We start from the raw sequence: 15,803 nt of genomic DNA, 5'->3' as shown, positions 1-15,803 counted from the left end.
ATGATCGCTCGCGCGGTCGCTCCGGCCGCGGTGTCGTTTCGTCGTGGGTTTGGTGTCATGAGCCGTTGTCCGACGGGTGAGGGTGGTGCGAGCGGATGATCCTGACCGTCACGCTCAACGCCGCCCTCGACCTGACCTATCGCGTGCCCCACCTCGTCCCGCACGCCTCCCACCGGGTGCGGGAGGTCAGCGAGCGCCCCGGCGGCAAGGGCCTCAACGTCGCACGGGTGCTCGCGGCGCTCGGCTTCGAGACCGCCGTCACCGGCTTCGCCGGAGGCGAGACGGGCCGCGTCCTGCGCAGCCTCCTGGCGGCCGACGCCGCCCCCGGGCCCCCGAACGGCCCGGCGCGGGTCACCGACGCGCTGGTGCCCGTCTCGGGACGCACCCGGCGCACCGTCGGCGTCGTCGACGAGAACAGCGGGGACACCACCCAGCTCAACGAGCCGGGCCCGCACGTGACCCCCGAGGAGTGGGAGACCTTCCTCACCGCCTACCGCGAGCTGCTCGACGGCGGCGTCCGCGCGGTCGCGCTGTGCGGCAGCCTGCCGCCCGGCGTCCCCGTGGGCGCGTACGCGACGCTGGTCCGCGAGGCCCGCACGGCGCAAACCCCCGTGCTGCTCGACACCAGCGGCGAACCGCTGCGCCGCGGGCTCGCGGCGCGCCCCGACATCGTCAAACCCAACGCGGAGGAGCTGGCCGGGATCACCGGCACGGAGGAACCACTGCGCGCGGCCCGCGCGGCGCAGCGGCGCGGCGCCCACGCGGTCGCGGCCTCGCTCGGCGCGGACGGGATGCTGCTGGTCACCCAGGACGGCGCCTGGAGTGCGGCGGTGCCCGAGCGGCTGGCGGGCAACCCGACGGGCGCGGGCGACTCGGCGGTCGCCGGACTGCTCTCGGGCCTCGCCGAAGGCCTGCCCTGGCCGGACCGGCTGGCCCGCGCCGTCGCGCTGTCCGCCGCCACGGTCCGCTCCCCCGTGGCGGGCGAGTTCGACGAGCCGACGTACGCGACGATGCTGCCGTCGGTACGGGTACGTCGTTCCGAGGCGCCGTGAACCTGCGGGGCCCTGTGACGGCGGCGGGGCTCTGCCGACTACGGGCTCACGGCCCCGCCGCCGACGGGGTCAGCCCTGGTTCCAGCCCTTCTCCAGCCAGACCTGGTCGAGGTTGGCATTGCACTTGTTGCCCTCCTCGCACGAGATCTTGATGCTGTTCTGGCCCTTCTTGAGCTGGATGTTCGACCAGGTGTTCTGCCAGCCGTGCTCCCAGTCGCCCTTCTTCGCCCCGGAGAAGTTCTTCATCCGCAGCGGACGGCTCTCCGGCTCACCGTTGATGGTGAGAGTGGCGTTCGCGTCCTTGCCGGGCACTCCGTAGCGGACGTGGAGGGTGTACTTGCCCGCCGCCGGCACGTCCTTCAGCTCCCAGGTCGCCGAGGCTCCCGGCTGGTTCAGGCCCCCCACATAGGTGCCACCGCGGCCCTTGGCGCCCTCCACGTCCTTGGCGGCGGAGGCGCTGCCGTCGAGCGTGAGACTGGCCGCGTCCTCCTTGGGCAGCGCCTTGGGCGAAGGCTTGTCGTTCTTCTCGCCGTCCGCGCTGCCGTCGTTGCCCTGCTTCGGATCGTCCTGCTGGGCACTTTGCTGGTCCTTGGCCTGCGGATCGTCCGCGTCGTCCTCGTTGAAGACGATGGCGGCACCGATACCGATCACCACGGCGGCGACCACGGCTATCGCCCCCACCAGCAGACCCGTGCGGTTGCGCCTGCCACGCCCGGGACCGCCGGGACCGCCCTGCTGCCGCGCCGCCGCCCGGCCGCCCGGCATCGTCTCGGGCGCCGCGTAGTGCGGGCTGGGCTGGTGCCCAGGAGGCGGAGGCTGCTGCGGATAGCCGTACCCGGACTGCTGCTGGGGAGCGCCGGACTGGTAGGAAGCCGACTGCTGCTGCGGATAGCCGTAGCCCGAACGCTGCTGTTGCTGCGGATAGCCGTAGCCGTACTGCCGCTCACCGACCGCACGGACCTGGTTGAAGGAGCGGCGGGGGACGCCGGGCTGCTGGCCGGACGCGGCGGGCTGCTGCGCGCCGCCCTCCTGCCGGTACAGATAAGCGAACGGGTCCTCGTCTCCCCCTTCCGACGGGGCACCCGTGCCGTGGTTCTCGGCGGTCATCCCTTCACTCCCTACTGCGTCAGGTATCCGGGCGAGCCTACCTCTCTTGGGCGAACCGCTTGGCACGGTCGTGGCCGATCGGCCCCGTGTGTGCTAGCCCGCTCTGCGCTGCCCCTTGGAGCGTGACCGCTTCTCCACGTACATCCGCTGGTCAGCGGATTGCAGGACCTCTTCGGTCGTCATTCCGCAGCCCGCCCAGCCGATGCCGAAACTGGCACCTACCCGTACCGAACGGCCGTCGACCTGCATCGGCGGGATGATCGCGTTCCGCAGCCGGACCGCGAGGTCCTGGGCCTCCGCGGGTCCCAGCCCGTCGGCCAGCACCACGAACTCGTCACCGCCCAGCCGGGCGACCGTGTCGTCGTCCCGCACGGCGTCCGACAGGCGGCGGGCGACCTCGATGAGCACGGCGTCACCGCAGTGGTGCCCGTGGCGGTCGTTGATGGACTTGAAACCGTCCAGATCACAGAAGAGGACGGCGAGCCCCTTCTCACCGGGCCCGTCGCCCTTCGGCGGCACCGTGTGCACGTGGTGGGGGTCCGGCGGGGCGGCACCCGCTCCCCTTCCGTGCCCGAACCCGCTCCCGGGCCCGAACCCGCCCCCTGAGCCGAATATCCCGGTCTGGGCATCGGGGGCTCGCGGAACGTGCGGACCTCCCGGCCCGCCGCCCAGGCCCTCCAGATCCCAGAAGCCGTCGCCGCTCTCGTAACCGTGCTCGAAACCGGAACCCGCCGCGTACCCGTGTCCGCCAAAGCCGTTCCCGTGCCCGTTCCCGTTGCCCTGCCCGTACCCGTCGTCCGGGCGGCTTCCCGCCGGTACGCCGGTCGGACCGTGGCCGTGCCACCCCGCCGCCCGCTCGCCCAGCGAGCACAGCCTGTTGCTGAGCCGGGCGCGCAACTCGGCACCGTTGGGCAGGCCGGTCAGCGCATCGTGGCTGGCGCGGTGCGCGAGCTGCAACTCGTGCCGCTTGCGCTCCTCGATGTCCTCGACGTGGGTGAGCAGATAGCGCGGCCCGTCGGCGGCGTCGGCGACGACCGAGTTGCGCAGCGAGACCCACACGTACGAGCCGTCACGCCGCGCCAGCCGCAGCTCCGCCCTGCCCCCCTCGGCGAACGTGTTCAACAGCGTGCCGATGTCCTCGGGGTGGACGAGGTCGGAGAAGGAGTAGCGGCGCATCGCGGACGCCGGACGGCCCAGCAGCCGGCACAGCGCGTCGTTGATCCGCAGCAGCCGCCCGTGCTGGTCCCCGCCCATCTCCGCGACGGCCATGCCGCTCGGCGCGTACTCGAAGGCCTGCCGGAAGCTCTCCTCGCTGGAGCGCAGCGCCTGCTGCTCACGCTCCAGCCGCACCAGGGCCCGCTGCATGTTCGAGCGCAGCCGAGCGTTGCTGATGGCGATGGCGGCCTGCGACGCGAACATCTGGAGCGCCTCGCACCCCCAGGCTCCCGGACGGCGGCCGTTGCGCGGCTTGTCGACGGACAGGACGCCGAGCAGTTCGCCGTCCGTGGCGCGCAGCGGGGCGAAGAGCCGGTCCATGGGGTGCCAGGCGTCAGGCGTCTGGCGCACCGGGGAGGGCGAGTGCCACTGCGGGACGTCGTCGTCGTCCAGCACCCAGCCCTCGGTGTAGGGCACGAACCGGAGCGCTCCCCACTGCTCGCCCATCGCCAGCCGACGCTCCCAGGAGGCGCGGGGGCCGACACGGCCCGCCATCATCGCCTCAGCCGCCGGACTGCCCGCGACGGCGGCGACGACCAGATCGCCCTCGGCACGCACCAGGTTCACCGCGGCGATCTCGAAGCCGAGCCCCTCGACCACACCGTCGGCAACCGTCTGGAGCGTCTCGGCGAGGCTCCGCGCCGTGCTGAGCCGCGCCACCACGTGATGCAGCTGACGCAGGCTGGCAAGGCGGACATAGGGCTCCGACTCGGTTTCCATAGCCCTCCCCCTGAGCCGTGTACGTCAACTCCAGGTGCTCTTGGCGCCGCGTGCGGGCCTCGCTGACCGCGCTGGGTCCCCGCGCGCCCTCCGGTCCGTCTTCCCTCGCCCTTCGGCCACCCTTCCGCCGCTCCCCCGAAACCTTTCCCGCCGGACTTCGGCGGGACTTCGGCTGAGCTGCGGCCGGGCCTCGGTCGGGCCTCGGTCGAGTCCACGGTCGATCTGCGGTGCGCACAGGCGTTCCTCGGCTGTCACGGCCACTGAATCACAGCGAGCTGTTCACCCGGTACACAGGGTCAACAATTAATGCCCTCTGTGACTCAAGTCACAACAGTCAGCAATTGGTTGACTGCGCAACGTGCACCGACCGCCGGCCCGGACGTGCACTCGGGCCACCGGCCCGGACGTGCACCTGGCCACCGGCCCGCCGGCGCCGCGGACCCAGGCACCCCGCGGCGCGCCCGATCCATCCCACCGCCTGCCCCGGGACAGCGGTCCTAGACCCCGTCTGGTCCCCCAGCCCGATGCGGACCCCGAATACCGCTGGTTAGCGTAGCGAGTGTGTCCCACGCAGTGCAGCAGCAGACGACCCACGTGCCCCCGCCCCACCCCATGCCCCATGCTGAGGGGGTGAGCGACGACGAGTTCCGCGCGGCAATGGCGCGCCTGGCAGCCGGAGTGGCCCTGGTCACCGCGCACGACCCGGAAGAGGGACCACGCGGCGAGGACGTCGGCATGACAGCCACCGCCTTCCTGTCCGTCTCCCTCGACCCGCCCCTGGTGCTGATCAGCCTCCGCGAAGAGTCCCGGATGGACGAACTGCTCTCCCGACAGGACCACTGGGCGGTCTGCCTCCTCACCGACGCCCAGACCAAGACCGCCGGTCGCTTCGCCATGAAGGCGCGGCTCAGCGACCGGCTCCTCTTCCAGGAGCTCCCGCACACCCGGGGCACCGTCAGCGGCGCCCCCCTCGTCGACGGCGCACTCGCCGCGGTCGAATGCCGCACCGAACAGCGCGTGACCGCCGGCGACCACACCCTCGTCATCGGCCGCGTCCTGGCCACCCGGCTCACCCACGGCGAGAGCGGGCCGCTGTTGTACTACAGCGGCCGCTACCGTTCCCTGGGCTGAGCCCTACCGCGCTTGGGGCGCCGTGCCCCCGCGCTTGGGGGCTGAGCCCCGCGCTTCCGGCTGAGCCCCGCGCTTGGGGCCGAGCGCCGCTCCAGGGGCTGAGTCCCGGCCGCTGGGGGGCGCGCTACTGCCAACCGCGCCCCGAGCGCCCGCGCTTGACCTCGCTACGCTGCTTCTTCTGCCGCAGCCTGCGCTCGTTGATGCCGCGCGGCATCTTCTTCTGCCGGCGCGGCGGCGGAGGCGGAGCCGTCGCCTCCGCGAGCAGGGAGGCCATCCGCACGGCGGCCGTCTCCCTGTTCCGCCACTGCGAACGGTGCTCGCTCGCCCGTACGACCAGCACGCCGCCGTCGACCAGGCGGCCGGACAGCCGCTCCAGCGCGCGGCGCTTCCACACCTCGGGAAGCGCCTGCGTACGCGCCAGGTCGAAGCGGAGCTCCACCTGGGTGTCGCTGGTGTTCACATGCTGCCCGCCCGGCCCCGACGAGCGCGTGAAGCGCCACGTCAGCTCGGCCTCGGGCAGCGAGACCGTACCGCGTATGCAATAGGGACCGGACATGCCTCCATGGTCCGCCTTCCGCGCGCACGCGTCATCCGCATTTCCCCGTGGAAGGCAAAGAAGGCAAAGAAAGCTGGAACCCGCGCACGGCCCGGCTGCGTTGTGGAGGGTGAGATGCGGGACGGTGGACCCCGGTGAGGTCCCGGTCCCACACCGGTGATTCCCTCGGGGGTCACCACCGATCCATCACGACAGAAGGGCACCCCCATGGCTGTAAGCCTGTCCAAGGGCGGCAACGTCTCGCTCACCAAGGAGGCACCGGGCCTGACCGCCGTCACGGTCGGCCTCGGCTGGGACGTGCGCACCACCACCGGTACGGACTTCGACCTCGACGCGAGCGCCATCGCGGTGAACCCGGAGGGCAAGGTCTACTCCGACCAGCACTTCGTCTTCTTCAACAACAAGGCCACCCCGGACCAGGCCATCGTCCACACCGGCGACAACGTCACCGGCGAGGGCGCCGGTGACGACGAGCAGATCAACGTCAACCTGGCCGGCCTCCCGGCCGAGGTCGACAAGATCGTCTTCCCGGTCTCGATCTACGACGCCGAGAGCCGCAGCCAGAACTTCGGCCAGGTGCGGAACGCCTTCATCCGCATCGTCAACCAGGCGGACGGCAACGAGATCGCCCGCTACGACCTCAGCGAGGACGCCGCCACGGAGACCGCCATGGTCTTCGGCGAGCTGTACCGCAGCGGCGCCGAGTGGAAGTTCCGCGCCGTCGGCCAGGGCTACGCCTCCGGCCTGGTGGGCATCGCCCAGGACTTCGGCGTCAACGTCTGACGACGCCCTGAGGACCCACGCGGTCCGATCCGCCCGCCGAGGGCCACGCGCCGACACGGCGTGCTCCGGGTGGCGCTTCCCGTGCGGGAAGCGCCACCCGGAGCGTGTGCGGGCGGGCCCGCGCGGGTCTGCCGACGGGCCCGAGCCCCATGACGCGAGGCCGGAGAACACGTCGGGCTCGACGTCAGCGCGTCGGCGTCGGCGCCCACGCGGGGAGCGCATCGGCGCGGCAGCGCGCACGTGGGAGTGCACACGCGGGAGTACCCGTCGGCACGTCAGCGTCCCTGCGGGAGCGTCAGCGCGGCGGCGCGGGCGTCCGTGCGTCAGCGCGGCGGCGTCCGTGCGGGAGCGCATCAGTGTCGGCGCGCACCCGGGGAGCACTGCAACGTCCCTGCGGGAGCGCGGCAGCGTCCGTGCGCGCCCAGGAGCGCGTCAGCGCATCAGCGTCGGCGCCCACGCGGGAGCGCTCCGCGCGGCGTGACACCATCGCGGCGTGCTCGACATCGGCTACGCCCTCTCCCACCGCTTTCCCGACCCGCCCCAGACGGACTACCGCAGCGCTGACGTCCGTGCGCTGCGGCACGACCTGTTCTGCGGTGACGTCTACCTCGCCGACACCGACACCGATCGCGAACTGTCCACAGCCTGGGGATGGGTACCGGTGCTCGACTTCGCCTGGGCGCTGTGCGACATCGCCGAGCACCTCGACCGCGCTGCCTCCCCGGCGCCCGGACAGAAGGCGGCCGCCCCCGGCAGCCGGTCCCCCGGCCCCTACCGTGCCGAGCTGGATTTCACCGAGTCCACCGACATGCTGCGCTTCACGCGGCGCTTCGGCTGGGTGGAGATCACCGCAGACTGGTCACCCGACGACGACCGCGAGCCGCTCACCTTCGCCCACACCGAGCTGCGCCGGGAGGCCCGCGACTTCCTGCACGACCTGGTCGCGGACCTCACCGACATGCATGACGGCCTGGCGGACAACCCGACGGTATGGGACCTGACGTCCCGCTACCCCCGAACGCCGTGAGGCATGAGGCATGAGGCGTGAGGGTGCGTACGCGCCTGTGAGGGCCCGCAGGGGCCTGCGGGCTTCAGAAAGCCCGGCAGGGGGCCTGCGGGCCTCAGAGGCCTTCACAGGCCCTCTCAGTCCTCCACCCGCACGCCGAGCTGGGCCGCGAATGCCGGTGCCAGCTCCATCAGTTGGCCCGAGCTGACGACCGCGCCCGCCAGATTGCCCACCCCGGTGGCGATGTCGAGCTCCGTCGCGCCGCGCAGGTCCACGTTCTTGAACCGCGCCTGGTGGAACTCGGCACGGCGCAGCTCGCAGTCGCGGAACGCGACCCGTTCGAGTGAGGCGCCCCCGAAGTCGGGCTCGGTGAGCACACACCCCTCGAACGTCACGTCTGTCAGCCGGGCTTGGCGCAGATTCAGGTAGTCGATCTTCCCGCCCCGTACCAGCACCCGGTTCAGCCGCGCCCCGTGCAGCTGGACGCCGCCCAGCCTGGCCTCCCGCAACTCGACGTCGCGCAGCTCGCCACCCGCGAGGTCCGTACCGACCCCCCACACCCCTTCGAGCACCGAATCGATCACCCTGAGCCGTGCGAGGCGCGCCTCGTCCAGCGCGCAGCGGTACATCCCCACGTCCAGCAGCGTCGCCCCGCCGCCGTCCGTCCCGCTCAGGTCGAGCCCCTCGAACCGCACGCCGTCGTAATCCCCGTCCGGCTCCAGCCCCGCCCCGTCGAAGGGCCGCAGCTCGGGCAGAGTGACCTGGGGAAGCCGCGCTTCCCGTACCGCTGATGTCGCCATTCCCCCATGCTGCCCCCGCCCACTGACAACGCCGGCCGGCGCGGGCCCCACACACGACGTGGGCCCCTCTCGACGCGGGCCCCCGCACGATGTGGGCCCCCGCACGATGCGGGCCCGCGGACGCAAGGCGCCAGTTGACCTGAACCTCACTTCAACTTGCAGCATCAACGGGTCGGCCTCGCCGCCGCGACCGGCACCGACCGCAGCCGCCCACGGGAGGAGCACCCACCATGTACGCCGTACGCCTGCACGCCTTCGGTCCGCCCGAGAACCTGACGTACGAGGAGGTCCCCGACCCGCTCCCCGGTCCGGGCCAGGTACGCATCCGCGTACAGGCCGCGGGCGTACACCTGCTCGACGCCACGCTGCGCGCCGGCCGCCGTCTCGGCCCCCTGCCCCTGCCCGAACTGCCCACCGTCCCCGGCCGCGAGGTCGCCGGAACCGTCACGTCGCTGGGCGAGGGCACCGACGCGGGCTGGCTCGGACGCCGCGTCACCGTCCACCTGGGCGCGGCACCCGGCGGCTACGCGCAGCTGGCCGTCGCCGACGCCGTCGCCCTCCAGGCGATACCCGAAACGCTCACCCCCGCACAGGCCGTCGCCATGATCGGCACCGGGCGCACCGTGATGGGCGTCCTGCACGGTACCGATCTCGGCCCGGACGACACCGTGCTGGTCCTCAGCGCGGCCGGCGGGATGGGCGCGCTCCTGACCCAGTACGCCAAACACCGCGGCGCCCACGTCATCGGCGCGGCCGGCGGCCAGGACAAGACAGCCGCCGTCAGCCGTCTCGGTGCGGACCTCGCCGTCGACTACACCCGCGCCGACTGGAGCGAGCGCATCCGCGCGGCGTACGGCGAACGCCCCGTACGCCACCTGTTCGACGGCCCGGGCGGAGCGCTCGCCCGCACCGCACTCGCCCTCCTCGCCCCGGGCGGCACACACCACGCGTACGGCGGCTCGTCCACGCTGCTGTCCGCCGTGGACGACCCGTCCACGACGGACGCCCCGCCCACGACGGACGCCCCGGCCACGGCGGGCAGCCCGTCCACGCACTCGCCGGGTGACGACACGGACGACTCCTCCACGCAGACGTCCGGGACCGACGAGGCCGCGGCGCGGGGCCTCACCGTCCGTCCGCTCGATCCGGCGTTCATCCAGGCACACAAGCGCGAACTGGAGGACGAGTCGCTGACCCTCGCGGCCGACGGCGTCCTGACCCCGCTCGTGCACCCCTTCCCCCTCGCCCAGGCCGCGGCCGCCCATCGGGCGCTGGAGACGCGGGGAACGACGGGCAAGGTGGTACTCGTCCCATAACCGGCGGTCGGCCTCCCGCGGGGCGCGCCGCTGGCTTAGCGTTCCTCGTATGACCACCAGGACCGCGAAGCGACAGCGCCGGCTCGCCGGGGTGGCCGCCCTGTGCGCGCTCGCCGTGACCGCGGCCGTCGTACTGATCCGGCAGTACCAGCAGGAGTGGGCCACGACGCCCCTCGTCGTCTCCGGAGGGCAACGCGCCGCGCAGGTGTACGAGGCGGCCGACGAGGCGCTCTCCGTATCGGCAGGGACGACGAAGAAGGCCGCGGAGCGCGCCGCCCGCGCCGGGAAACTCAAGCTGCCCGCGGCGGCGAAGGGCAACCCGGAGGGCTACCTCTACCCCGGCACCTACACCGTGCGGTCCGAGACGACCCCCACGTCGCTGGTGGCCTCCATGGCGAAGACCGCCCGCAAGCGGCACACGGCGGCACACGTCGACGACTACCGCACCCTCGTCGTCGCCAGCATCGCCCAGGCAGAGGCCGACAACTACACGGACATGACGAAGGTCGTCCGCGTGATCAAAAACCGCCTGGCCCGCGACATGCCCCTCCAGATGGACTCCACCATCAACTACGCCCTCGGCCGCTCCACCCTCAACACCTCACTCGCCGACACCCGCATCGACTCCCCCTACAACACCTACCGCCACAAAGGCCTCCCTCCGTCCCCGATCAACAACCCCGGCCGCGAAGCCCTCAAAGCCGCCACCTCCCCCGCCGACGGCGACTGGCTCTACTTCGTCACCGTCAAACCGGGCGACACCCGCTTCACCGACGACTACGAACAGCACCTGAAGTGGGTGGAGGAGTTCAACGCGGAACAGCGCAACGGCACGTGATCGGGCAGACGCCACCATGGCTGAATGACAACGCCCCACCGAACGGGTCCTGTACGGGACGGCGAAGATACCGCTACAGTAAGGGCTCTCACTTTCTCCAACGGAGAAGGAAAGGAGGAAACCCGTGCCGATCAACCGGATCAACCGGAGCGCCAAAAGCCTCGTAAGGGGTGACGCGCTCCGCAAGTGGCGAGAAGCTGCCGGAATGGCCGGATCCCTCACCTTCTCCGCCCCAGGAATTCCTTTCCTGACCGAGTGAACCACGCAGTGCGCGCCCGGCCCGTGCACACACGGGAGGCGAGCACGATGTTCCTTCAAACCCTTGAAGCCCTCGGCACCTTCTTCGGCGGCCTGGGCGCCCTCACCGCCGCCACCACCCAACTCCTGACCTTCCTGAAAAAGAAGGAAGACGAGCGGGGCGGCGCGTGCACCTGCGCCCGCGCCGACGAGTCGAACGGCCGGATGATCCCCCTGGGCCCCGTCCCCCACTTCGCCACGGCGGCGTGACGGCACAATCTGATTCCCGGCCCTACGGAAAACTACCGCAGGACCGGAAAGGATTGACACGCAGGGACACCACATCCGTACTACACGCGATTACCTGCGGAATTCTCCACATCGCCCCGTCAAAAAACGCGGCTCCCCATACCCTCCCTACCGCGTCTGCACGAACCGGGCACGCGCGTCCGGCGCCAACCGCTCAACCGCGTACCGCACAGTGATCCGCGGCAGCCCGGTCACATTCCTTTCCAGGAAATCCACCAGCACCTGCTCGTCCCGACGGCCGATCTCCCTCAACATCCACCCCGACGCCTTGTGGATCAACGGCTCCGGATCCCGGCGCAACCGGTGAACGAGCCGCAAGGTGGGCCCGAAGCGGCCGGCTCGGATCAACGCCAACGTGGCCACCACGGCAATCCTGCGGTCCCACAACCACGCCGACCCGGCCAGCCCGTCCAACACCTCGAACCCGTCTCCCGAGTCGTCCCCCGGCCCATCCAGCAGCCACGGCCCCAGCACGACGTACGCCGAGCCATCCACCAGATCCCAGTTGTCCACACAGCCGGTACGCGCCAGATAGAAATCGACCAGCGCCCTCCGCTCTCCACCGCGCGCAGTGCGCACCTGCTCGGCCAGCACGAGCAGACCGGCGAACCGCTCCTCATGCACGCGACTGCGCAGCAGGACCTCCACGTCCTGCTGCGCCAACTCCCGATACCCACGGGCCAGCTTGCGCATCACCGGAACGCGCACACCGAGCAACTCGTCATCGCCCGGCGGCCGCAGCACCCGCACCAGCTGCGCCCGAATCCCGGGCTCCGCCAGCCCCCTCAACTCGGACCGCAGCTTCTCCAAGGCACCAGTCGTCATACGGCCGGACGCTACCGCCTGGCGCCGTCGCCCCAGCGCAGCGGACAGGCCACGGTCCAACGCGGCCGGGGCCCCGACGGCCCGCGTCCCGCCCCGTCCGCCCCAACCACGCCAGTTGAGACGCGGAGGACGGCGCCGCGCTCGAAAGGCGCGCCGACGACGGTGCAGGCCGCACGTACTTCTTCTGCGACGAAGGCGGCGAGGAGAGTCCTCTCCTCTATGCGGACTCCGAATGCCGTCGGCGGCGAAAACGAGGCCCGAGACCGGCCCTCCAGCGCCGCCCCCTGCCCTCGGTGGCCCAGCTCCAGAGGACAACCGGGGGACGCCGCTAGTCGCTAAAGATCACTCTGGTTGCTGTACGACACCACACAGGCCCGCCCCTGATCCCCGGGACGGGCCTCTGACCTGCAAAACGAGCTGGAGCCGCCTGTCGGATTCGAACCGACGACCTTCTGTTTACAAGCTGTGGATGGGACGGTCAGTGACGGCTATACCGGCCGCCTCTGGGCGCGGGGGATGCGGTGAAAGACGGCGGCGGTTGGTGGGGCTGCTGTACTTCGCTGCTGTACAGCAGCAGTCCGGGCGCAGCACTTCCAAGAGCTCAGTGGGCCACGACCCCTGGGATCATGGCGGCCAGTCCCGAAGCGAAACTGCCCAAGCCCGACAGTGTCACAACGGTGGCCTTTCCGTCCGAGAACAGGCTGCTGCAGAAGGCCCTCACCTGTCGGCGCGCGACGAGCATCTTGAGCTTCTGCAAGCGATGCTGCCGGATGTGACATCCAAGGAGAAGCCCCGACGCGTTGTTGCGGCAGCCGTCCACCCGCCCGCGGACATCCGCCTTGCACGTGACTGGGGCCTGGAAGAAGCACCAGAGGAACACGAGAGCAGAGAGGCCGATGACTACCGCTGGACCTGCTGCCTTGTTCACCCATGCCGCGATCAGCAAGACGCCTGCCAGGACACCCCACCACTGACCCAGCCCACCGAGCTTCTTGTTCCGAGCCCCCGAAGTAGCCATGCCATAAGGCTAGGAAGCAGCAGATCCGCGCCGTGCTCGCCCAAGGATTTCTGACGGGAAAGGAACGACAGACGGCTGGAGCTGCTGTCTTGACAGCCAGTTTCCAGCGGAACGAGCTGACTTCCCAACACGTGGACGGTGCCGCAGGAGAGCGTCGAAACGGAACTGTGAGGGGGCTGACAAATGATCGTCGCTCAGCCACAGAAAGTCAGCCACGACGGCGGGAGAGACGCGCGAGCACCGCATGTGGCCCCCTCAGCCACGCACCGGCATCGGCCACTTGCGAAGTTCTGATCTTTGACTCGCAGACGCCTCCGCGCAGCCCCGGCCGGCCCCTGCGCGATTGCGGGACCGGCCCGCAGACCGCGACGAGACCTGGCGCCGCGCAACGGATCTTGTCGGCCTCGCGCACACGGTCGTACTCATGCTGACGGCGTCCGCCGATGACCGAGCCGTATCGGATGAAGCCGGGCCGCATGTGATTGGCGGATAGCTGTTCCGGGTTGCGCGCTGAGCGGGTCGGGGTCGGCGCGGAGCGGGGCGGAGACAGGAGCGGGCGGCGGCCACGGGACGCCAGCGCGCGCGGCCCGCGTCAGCGGGCCGCCTTGAAGTCGTAGAGAAAGTTGTTACGCACGCGCTTCGTGTGCTGGTGGGCACGGTATCGGGCTGACTGTCCAAGTGGCCTGGGTGCTGCGCTGCCTGAGTGTGAGGGTGTGCGGCCTGCCTGCTTCGAGGTCGTGGGCTGCTGCTGGTTGGCCGTGGTCGAGCCATGTGCGGGCTCGCCGGTAGGGGGCTTCGTCCAGGGTGGTTGCGATCATCATGAGGCTGATGCGCATCCATCGCAGGGCTTCGCGTGGGCTGTAGGCGTCGTAGGTGCCGATGCGGCGTTCGTTGACGTAGCACTCGCAGTAGTAGACCTGCTGAGGCGGCTGCGTTCGCACGCTCATGCCATCGACCTCGGGGCGGGTAGTGCGACGCGGGTGCCTCGCGCTGAGTGCTTGGCCGGCGACTGGTGCTGGTCGTTGATCTCGACGGTGACGGTTCGGCCGTAGTCGTCTCCGTTGACCTGTACGCGGTTGGCCAGTGCTGCGACCAGTCCCAGGCCGCGGCCGTGGGTGTCGTCCTGGTCCGGTGTCGCGACGTGGGGCTTCGTTGCGCCTCCGCCGGTGTCGGTGACCGCCAGGACGACCGTGCCGGGAGATCGGTGCAGGGAGACGTGGAAGCTCCCGTTGGGGCTGCCGCTGGCCGAGTGGATGAGTGCGTTGGAGCCCAGCTCGCTGACGATCAGTGCGGCATCGTCCGCGTGGGGGCTGTCGTGCAGCACGTCGCGGGTCCAGCGGCGGACTCGGCCGACCTCTTCGGGGAGTCCTGGGCAGGTGAGTTCCCAGATCCGCTTCATACTCATATACTCGTGCATACAAGTTCCTTCGTGCTGGTGGCCGCTATGGGTAGTGGGTGTGTGCTAGACGAGTCGCACGCCGTCGTGGGCCCGGATGGCCGGCGGGGATGCCCCGTCGAGCGCGTCCAGGACGCGGATCGCGTATGCCTCGTCGGCGAGCTGGGTGACCTCTTCGCGGGTGGCCCAGCGAAGGGCGTAGGTCTCCTCCCCGGTGGTCGGGGAGCCGTCGACCGCTTCGCAGCGGAAGACCATGGAGACGATCAGGCCGCTCATGTTCTTGTAGATGCCCGTGAGGGTCGCCGGAAGGGCGATCTTCATGCCGGTCTCTTCGAGGACCTCGCGCTGGAGCGCGTCGGGGATGGTCTCCCCGGGTTCGAGGACGCCGCCGGGTGGCTCCCACTGGCCGTTGTCGCGGCGCTGGATGAGCAGCGCTCGGCCCGCGTCGTCAACGATGACCCCTGCGACGCTCACGGAGTGGGGGCGCTCTACCGTGCTCACGTTCCTCGGTCCCCTCAGATGGCTAGGCTTCTCCACCGTAGCAACAGAACTCAGTAGCTCGTCTAGATATCCAAAGGAGTACCCGCTATGGCTGCACTGTCCTCCGGCGTTCTCGGGACGCTCGACCCGACCAGTGATCGCGCCGTCTTCCGGCAGATCGCCGACCAGGTCCGGGAGGCCATCGACAAGGGGCGCTTCAAGGAGGGCGCCAAGCTGCCGTCCGAGGCGGAGCTGGTAGAGCACTTCGGGGTATCCCGGATGACCGTGCGCAACGCGCTTTCGATCCTCCAGAGTGAGGGTCTGGTCTCCTCCGAGCACGGGAAAGGCGTCTTCGTGCGACCACGGCCCCCGGTTAGGCGTCTGGCCTCGGACCGGTTCGCACGGCGGCATCGCGATCAGGGCAAGTCGGCCTTCACCGTCGAAGCGGAAGCCGCGGGAAGCAAACCCGAGGTCGACAGCCTGGAGGTGCGCGAGGAGAAGCCGGCACCCGACATCTCCGCGCGCCTCGGCTCGCCCCGCAAGATCCTCGCCCGGCGCCGCCGCTACCTCCTCGACGGACGGCCCGTCGAGTTCGCCGTCTCCTACCTCCCCCTGGACCTGGCGCGCGGCACGCAGATCGCCGAACCCAACCCCGGCCCCGGCGGCATCTACGCCCGACTCGAAGAGCTCGGCCACCGCCTGGACCACTTCGACGAAGAGGTCCGCGCCCGGATGCCCTCCCCGGCCGAGGTCAAGATGCTCCGCCTCTCCTCTGGTGTCCCCGTGATCAGCCTGATCCGCACCGCCTACGACACCGAGGGCCGCGCGGTAGAGGTCTGCGACACCGTCATGGCCGCCGACGCCTACGTCCTCGCCTACCAACTCCCCGCCAACTAGATGAGTGAGTCCGATGTGTGTGCTGGTCGCGACCATGGCGAAGGGCGCCCGTTGGTCAGTGTGTGAAGACAAACCTGGACGCCCTTCTGGCGGCACTGTACGTGTTCATCGACGACC

16 protein-coding genes are annotated in these 15,803 nt (G+C 70.6%); 8 read left to right on the top strand and 8 right to left on the bottom strand.

Annotation, left to right across the window (positions count from 1 at the left end; all coding sequences use genetic code 11):
• Positions 1-95: 95 nt before the first annotated feature.
• Positions 96-1,052: a 1-phosphofructokinase family hexose kinase gene (locus tag DTL70_RS01185; protein WP_114019930.1), complete on the top strand. Its 957-nt coding sequence runs from the start codon at positions 96-98 to the stop codon at positions 1,050-1,052.
• 69 nt (positions 1,053-1,121) lie between these two features.
• Here DTL70_RS01185 and DTL70_RS01180 read toward each other — a convergent pair whose 3' ends face one another.
• Both DTL70_RS01180 and DTL70_RS01175 read right to left on the bottom strand, forming a co-directional pair.
• Positions 1,122-2,159: a carbohydrate-binding protein gene (locus DTL70_RS01180; RefSeq protein ID WP_114019929.1), complete on the bottom strand. Its 1,038-nt coding sequence runs from the start codon at positions 2,157-2,159 to the stop codon at positions 1,122-1,124.
• A gap of 93 nt (positions 2,160-2,252) precedes the next feature.
• A complete protein-coding gene (locus DTL70_RS01175) occupies positions 2,253-4,094 on the bottom strand; it encodes a GGDEF domain-containing protein (protein ID WP_114019928.1) in 1,842 nt (613 codons plus the stop codon).
• A gap of 612 nt (positions 4,095-4,706) precedes the next feature.
• Between DTL70_RS01175 and DTL70_RS01170 the strand changes: the two genes are divergently transcribed.
• The gene (locus DTL70_RS01170; RefSeq protein ID WP_114019942.1) at positions 4,707-5,225 is read left to right on the top strand and encodes a flavin reductase family protein; all 519 of its coding nucleotides are present in this window, start codon (positions 4,707-4,709) and stop codon (positions 5,223-5,225) included.
• Between the two features lie 124 nt (positions 5,226-5,349).
• Here DTL70_RS01170 and arfB read toward each other — a convergent pair whose 3' ends face one another.
• Complete coding sequence (gene arfB, locus DTL70_RS01165) at positions 5,350-5,781, bottom strand: alternative ribosome rescue aminoacyl-tRNA hydrolase ArfB (protein WP_114019927.1); 432 nt, start codon at positions 5,779-5,781, stop codon at positions 5,350-5,352.
• 207 nt (positions 5,782-5,988) lie between these two features.
• Between arfB and DTL70_RS01160 the strand changes: the two genes are divergently transcribed.
• Positions 5,989-6,564, top strand: coding sequence for a TerD family protein (locus tag DTL70_RS01160; RefSeq protein ID WP_114019926.1), 576 nt, complete (start codon positions 5,989-5,991; stop codon positions 6,562-6,564).
• Positions 6,565-7,057: 493 nt separating this feature from the next.
• Positions 7,058-7,591: a hypothetical protein gene (locus tag DTL70_RS01155; RefSeq protein ID WP_114019925.1), complete on the top strand. Its 534-nt coding sequence runs from the start codon at positions 7,058-7,060 to the stop codon at positions 7,589-7,591.
• A gap of 116 nt (positions 7,592-7,707) precedes the next feature.
• Here the strand turns inward: DTL70_RS01155 and DTL70_RS01150 are convergent, their stop codons facing one another.
• Positions 7,708-8,370 (bottom strand): pentapeptide repeat-containing protein, encoded by a 663-nt coding sequence (locus DTL70_RS01150; RefSeq protein WP_114019924.1) that lies wholly within the window; start codon positions 8,368-8,370, stop codon positions 7,708-7,710.
• A gap of 230 nt (positions 8,371-8,600) precedes the next feature.
• Here DTL70_RS01150 and DTL70_RS01145 point away from each other — a divergent pair, with 230 nt between their 5' ends.
• The 3 genes from DTL70_RS01145 (at position 8,601) to DTL70_RS01135 (ending at position 11,031) form a co-directional block, all read left to right on the top strand.
• Positions 8,601-9,686, top strand: a complete 1,086-nt coding sequence (locus tag DTL70_RS01145; RefSeq protein WP_114019923.1) for a zinc-binding dehydrogenase — start codon at positions 8,601-8,603, stop codon at positions 9,684-9,686.
• A gap of 49 nt (positions 9,687-9,735) precedes the next feature.
• Complete coding sequence (gene mltG / locus DTL70_RS01140; RefSeq protein WP_114019922.1) at positions 9,736-10,524, top strand: endolytic transglycosylase MltG; 789 nt, start codon at positions 9,736-9,738, stop codon at positions 10,522-10,524.
• A gap of 306 nt (positions 10,525-10,830) precedes the next feature.
• Entirely contained in the window at positions 10,831-11,031 is a 201-nt protein-coding gene (locus tag DTL70_RS01135; protein WP_181860719.1) for a hypothetical protein, read from the top strand.
• Positions 11,032-11,178: 147 nt separating this feature from the next.
• On the opposite strand, the gene DTL70_RS01130 is transcribed toward DTL70_RS01135, so the two are convergent.
• The 4 genes from DTL70_RS01130 to DTL70_RS01110 all read right to left on the bottom strand — a co-directional run bounded on the left by DTL70_RS01130 (position 11,179) and on the right by DTL70_RS01110 (position 14,783).
• A complete protein-coding gene (locus tag DTL70_RS01130) occupies positions 11,179-11,895 on the bottom strand; it encodes a DNA alkylation repair protein (protein WP_114019920.1) in 717 nt (238 codons plus the stop codon).
• 601 nt (positions 11,896-12,496) lie between these two features.
• The gene (locus tag DTL70_RS01125; protein WP_114019919.1) at positions 12,497-12,913 is read right to left on the bottom strand and encodes a hypothetical protein; all 417 of its coding nucleotides are present in this window, start codon (positions 12,911-12,913) and stop codon (positions 12,497-12,499) included.
• Between the two features lie 943 nt (positions 12,914-13,856).
• Positions 13,857-14,330 carry an ATP-binding protein gene (locus tag DTL70_RS01115; RefSeq protein ID WP_114019917.1) on the bottom strand — a complete coding sequence of 158 codons (474 nt, stop codon included), beginning with the start codon at positions 14,328-14,330 and terminating at the stop codon, positions 13,857-13,859.
• Between the two features lie 45 nt (positions 14,331-14,375).
• Positions 14,376-14,783, bottom strand: coding sequence for an NUDIX hydrolase (locus DTL70_RS01110; protein WP_114019916.1), 408 nt, complete (start codon positions 14,781-14,783; stop codon positions 14,376-14,378).
• 114 nt (positions 14,784-14,897) lie between these two features.
• Here DTL70_RS01110 and DTL70_RS01105 point away from each other — a divergent pair, with 114 nt between their 5' ends.
• Complete coding sequence (locus DTL70_RS01105) at positions 14,898-15,686, top strand: GntR family transcriptional regulator (protein WP_114019915.1); 789 nt, start codon at positions 14,898-14,900, stop codon at positions 15,684-15,686.
• The last annotated feature ends 117 nt before the right edge of the window (positions 15,687-15,803 follow it).

Source organism: Streptomyces diacarni (assembly GCF_003323715.1).
GTDB lineage: Bacteria > Actinomycetota > Actinomycetes > Streptomycetales > Streptomycetaceae > Streptomyces > Streptomyces diacarni.
This window is presented reverse-complemented; position numbering and strand designations above follow the sequence as displayed.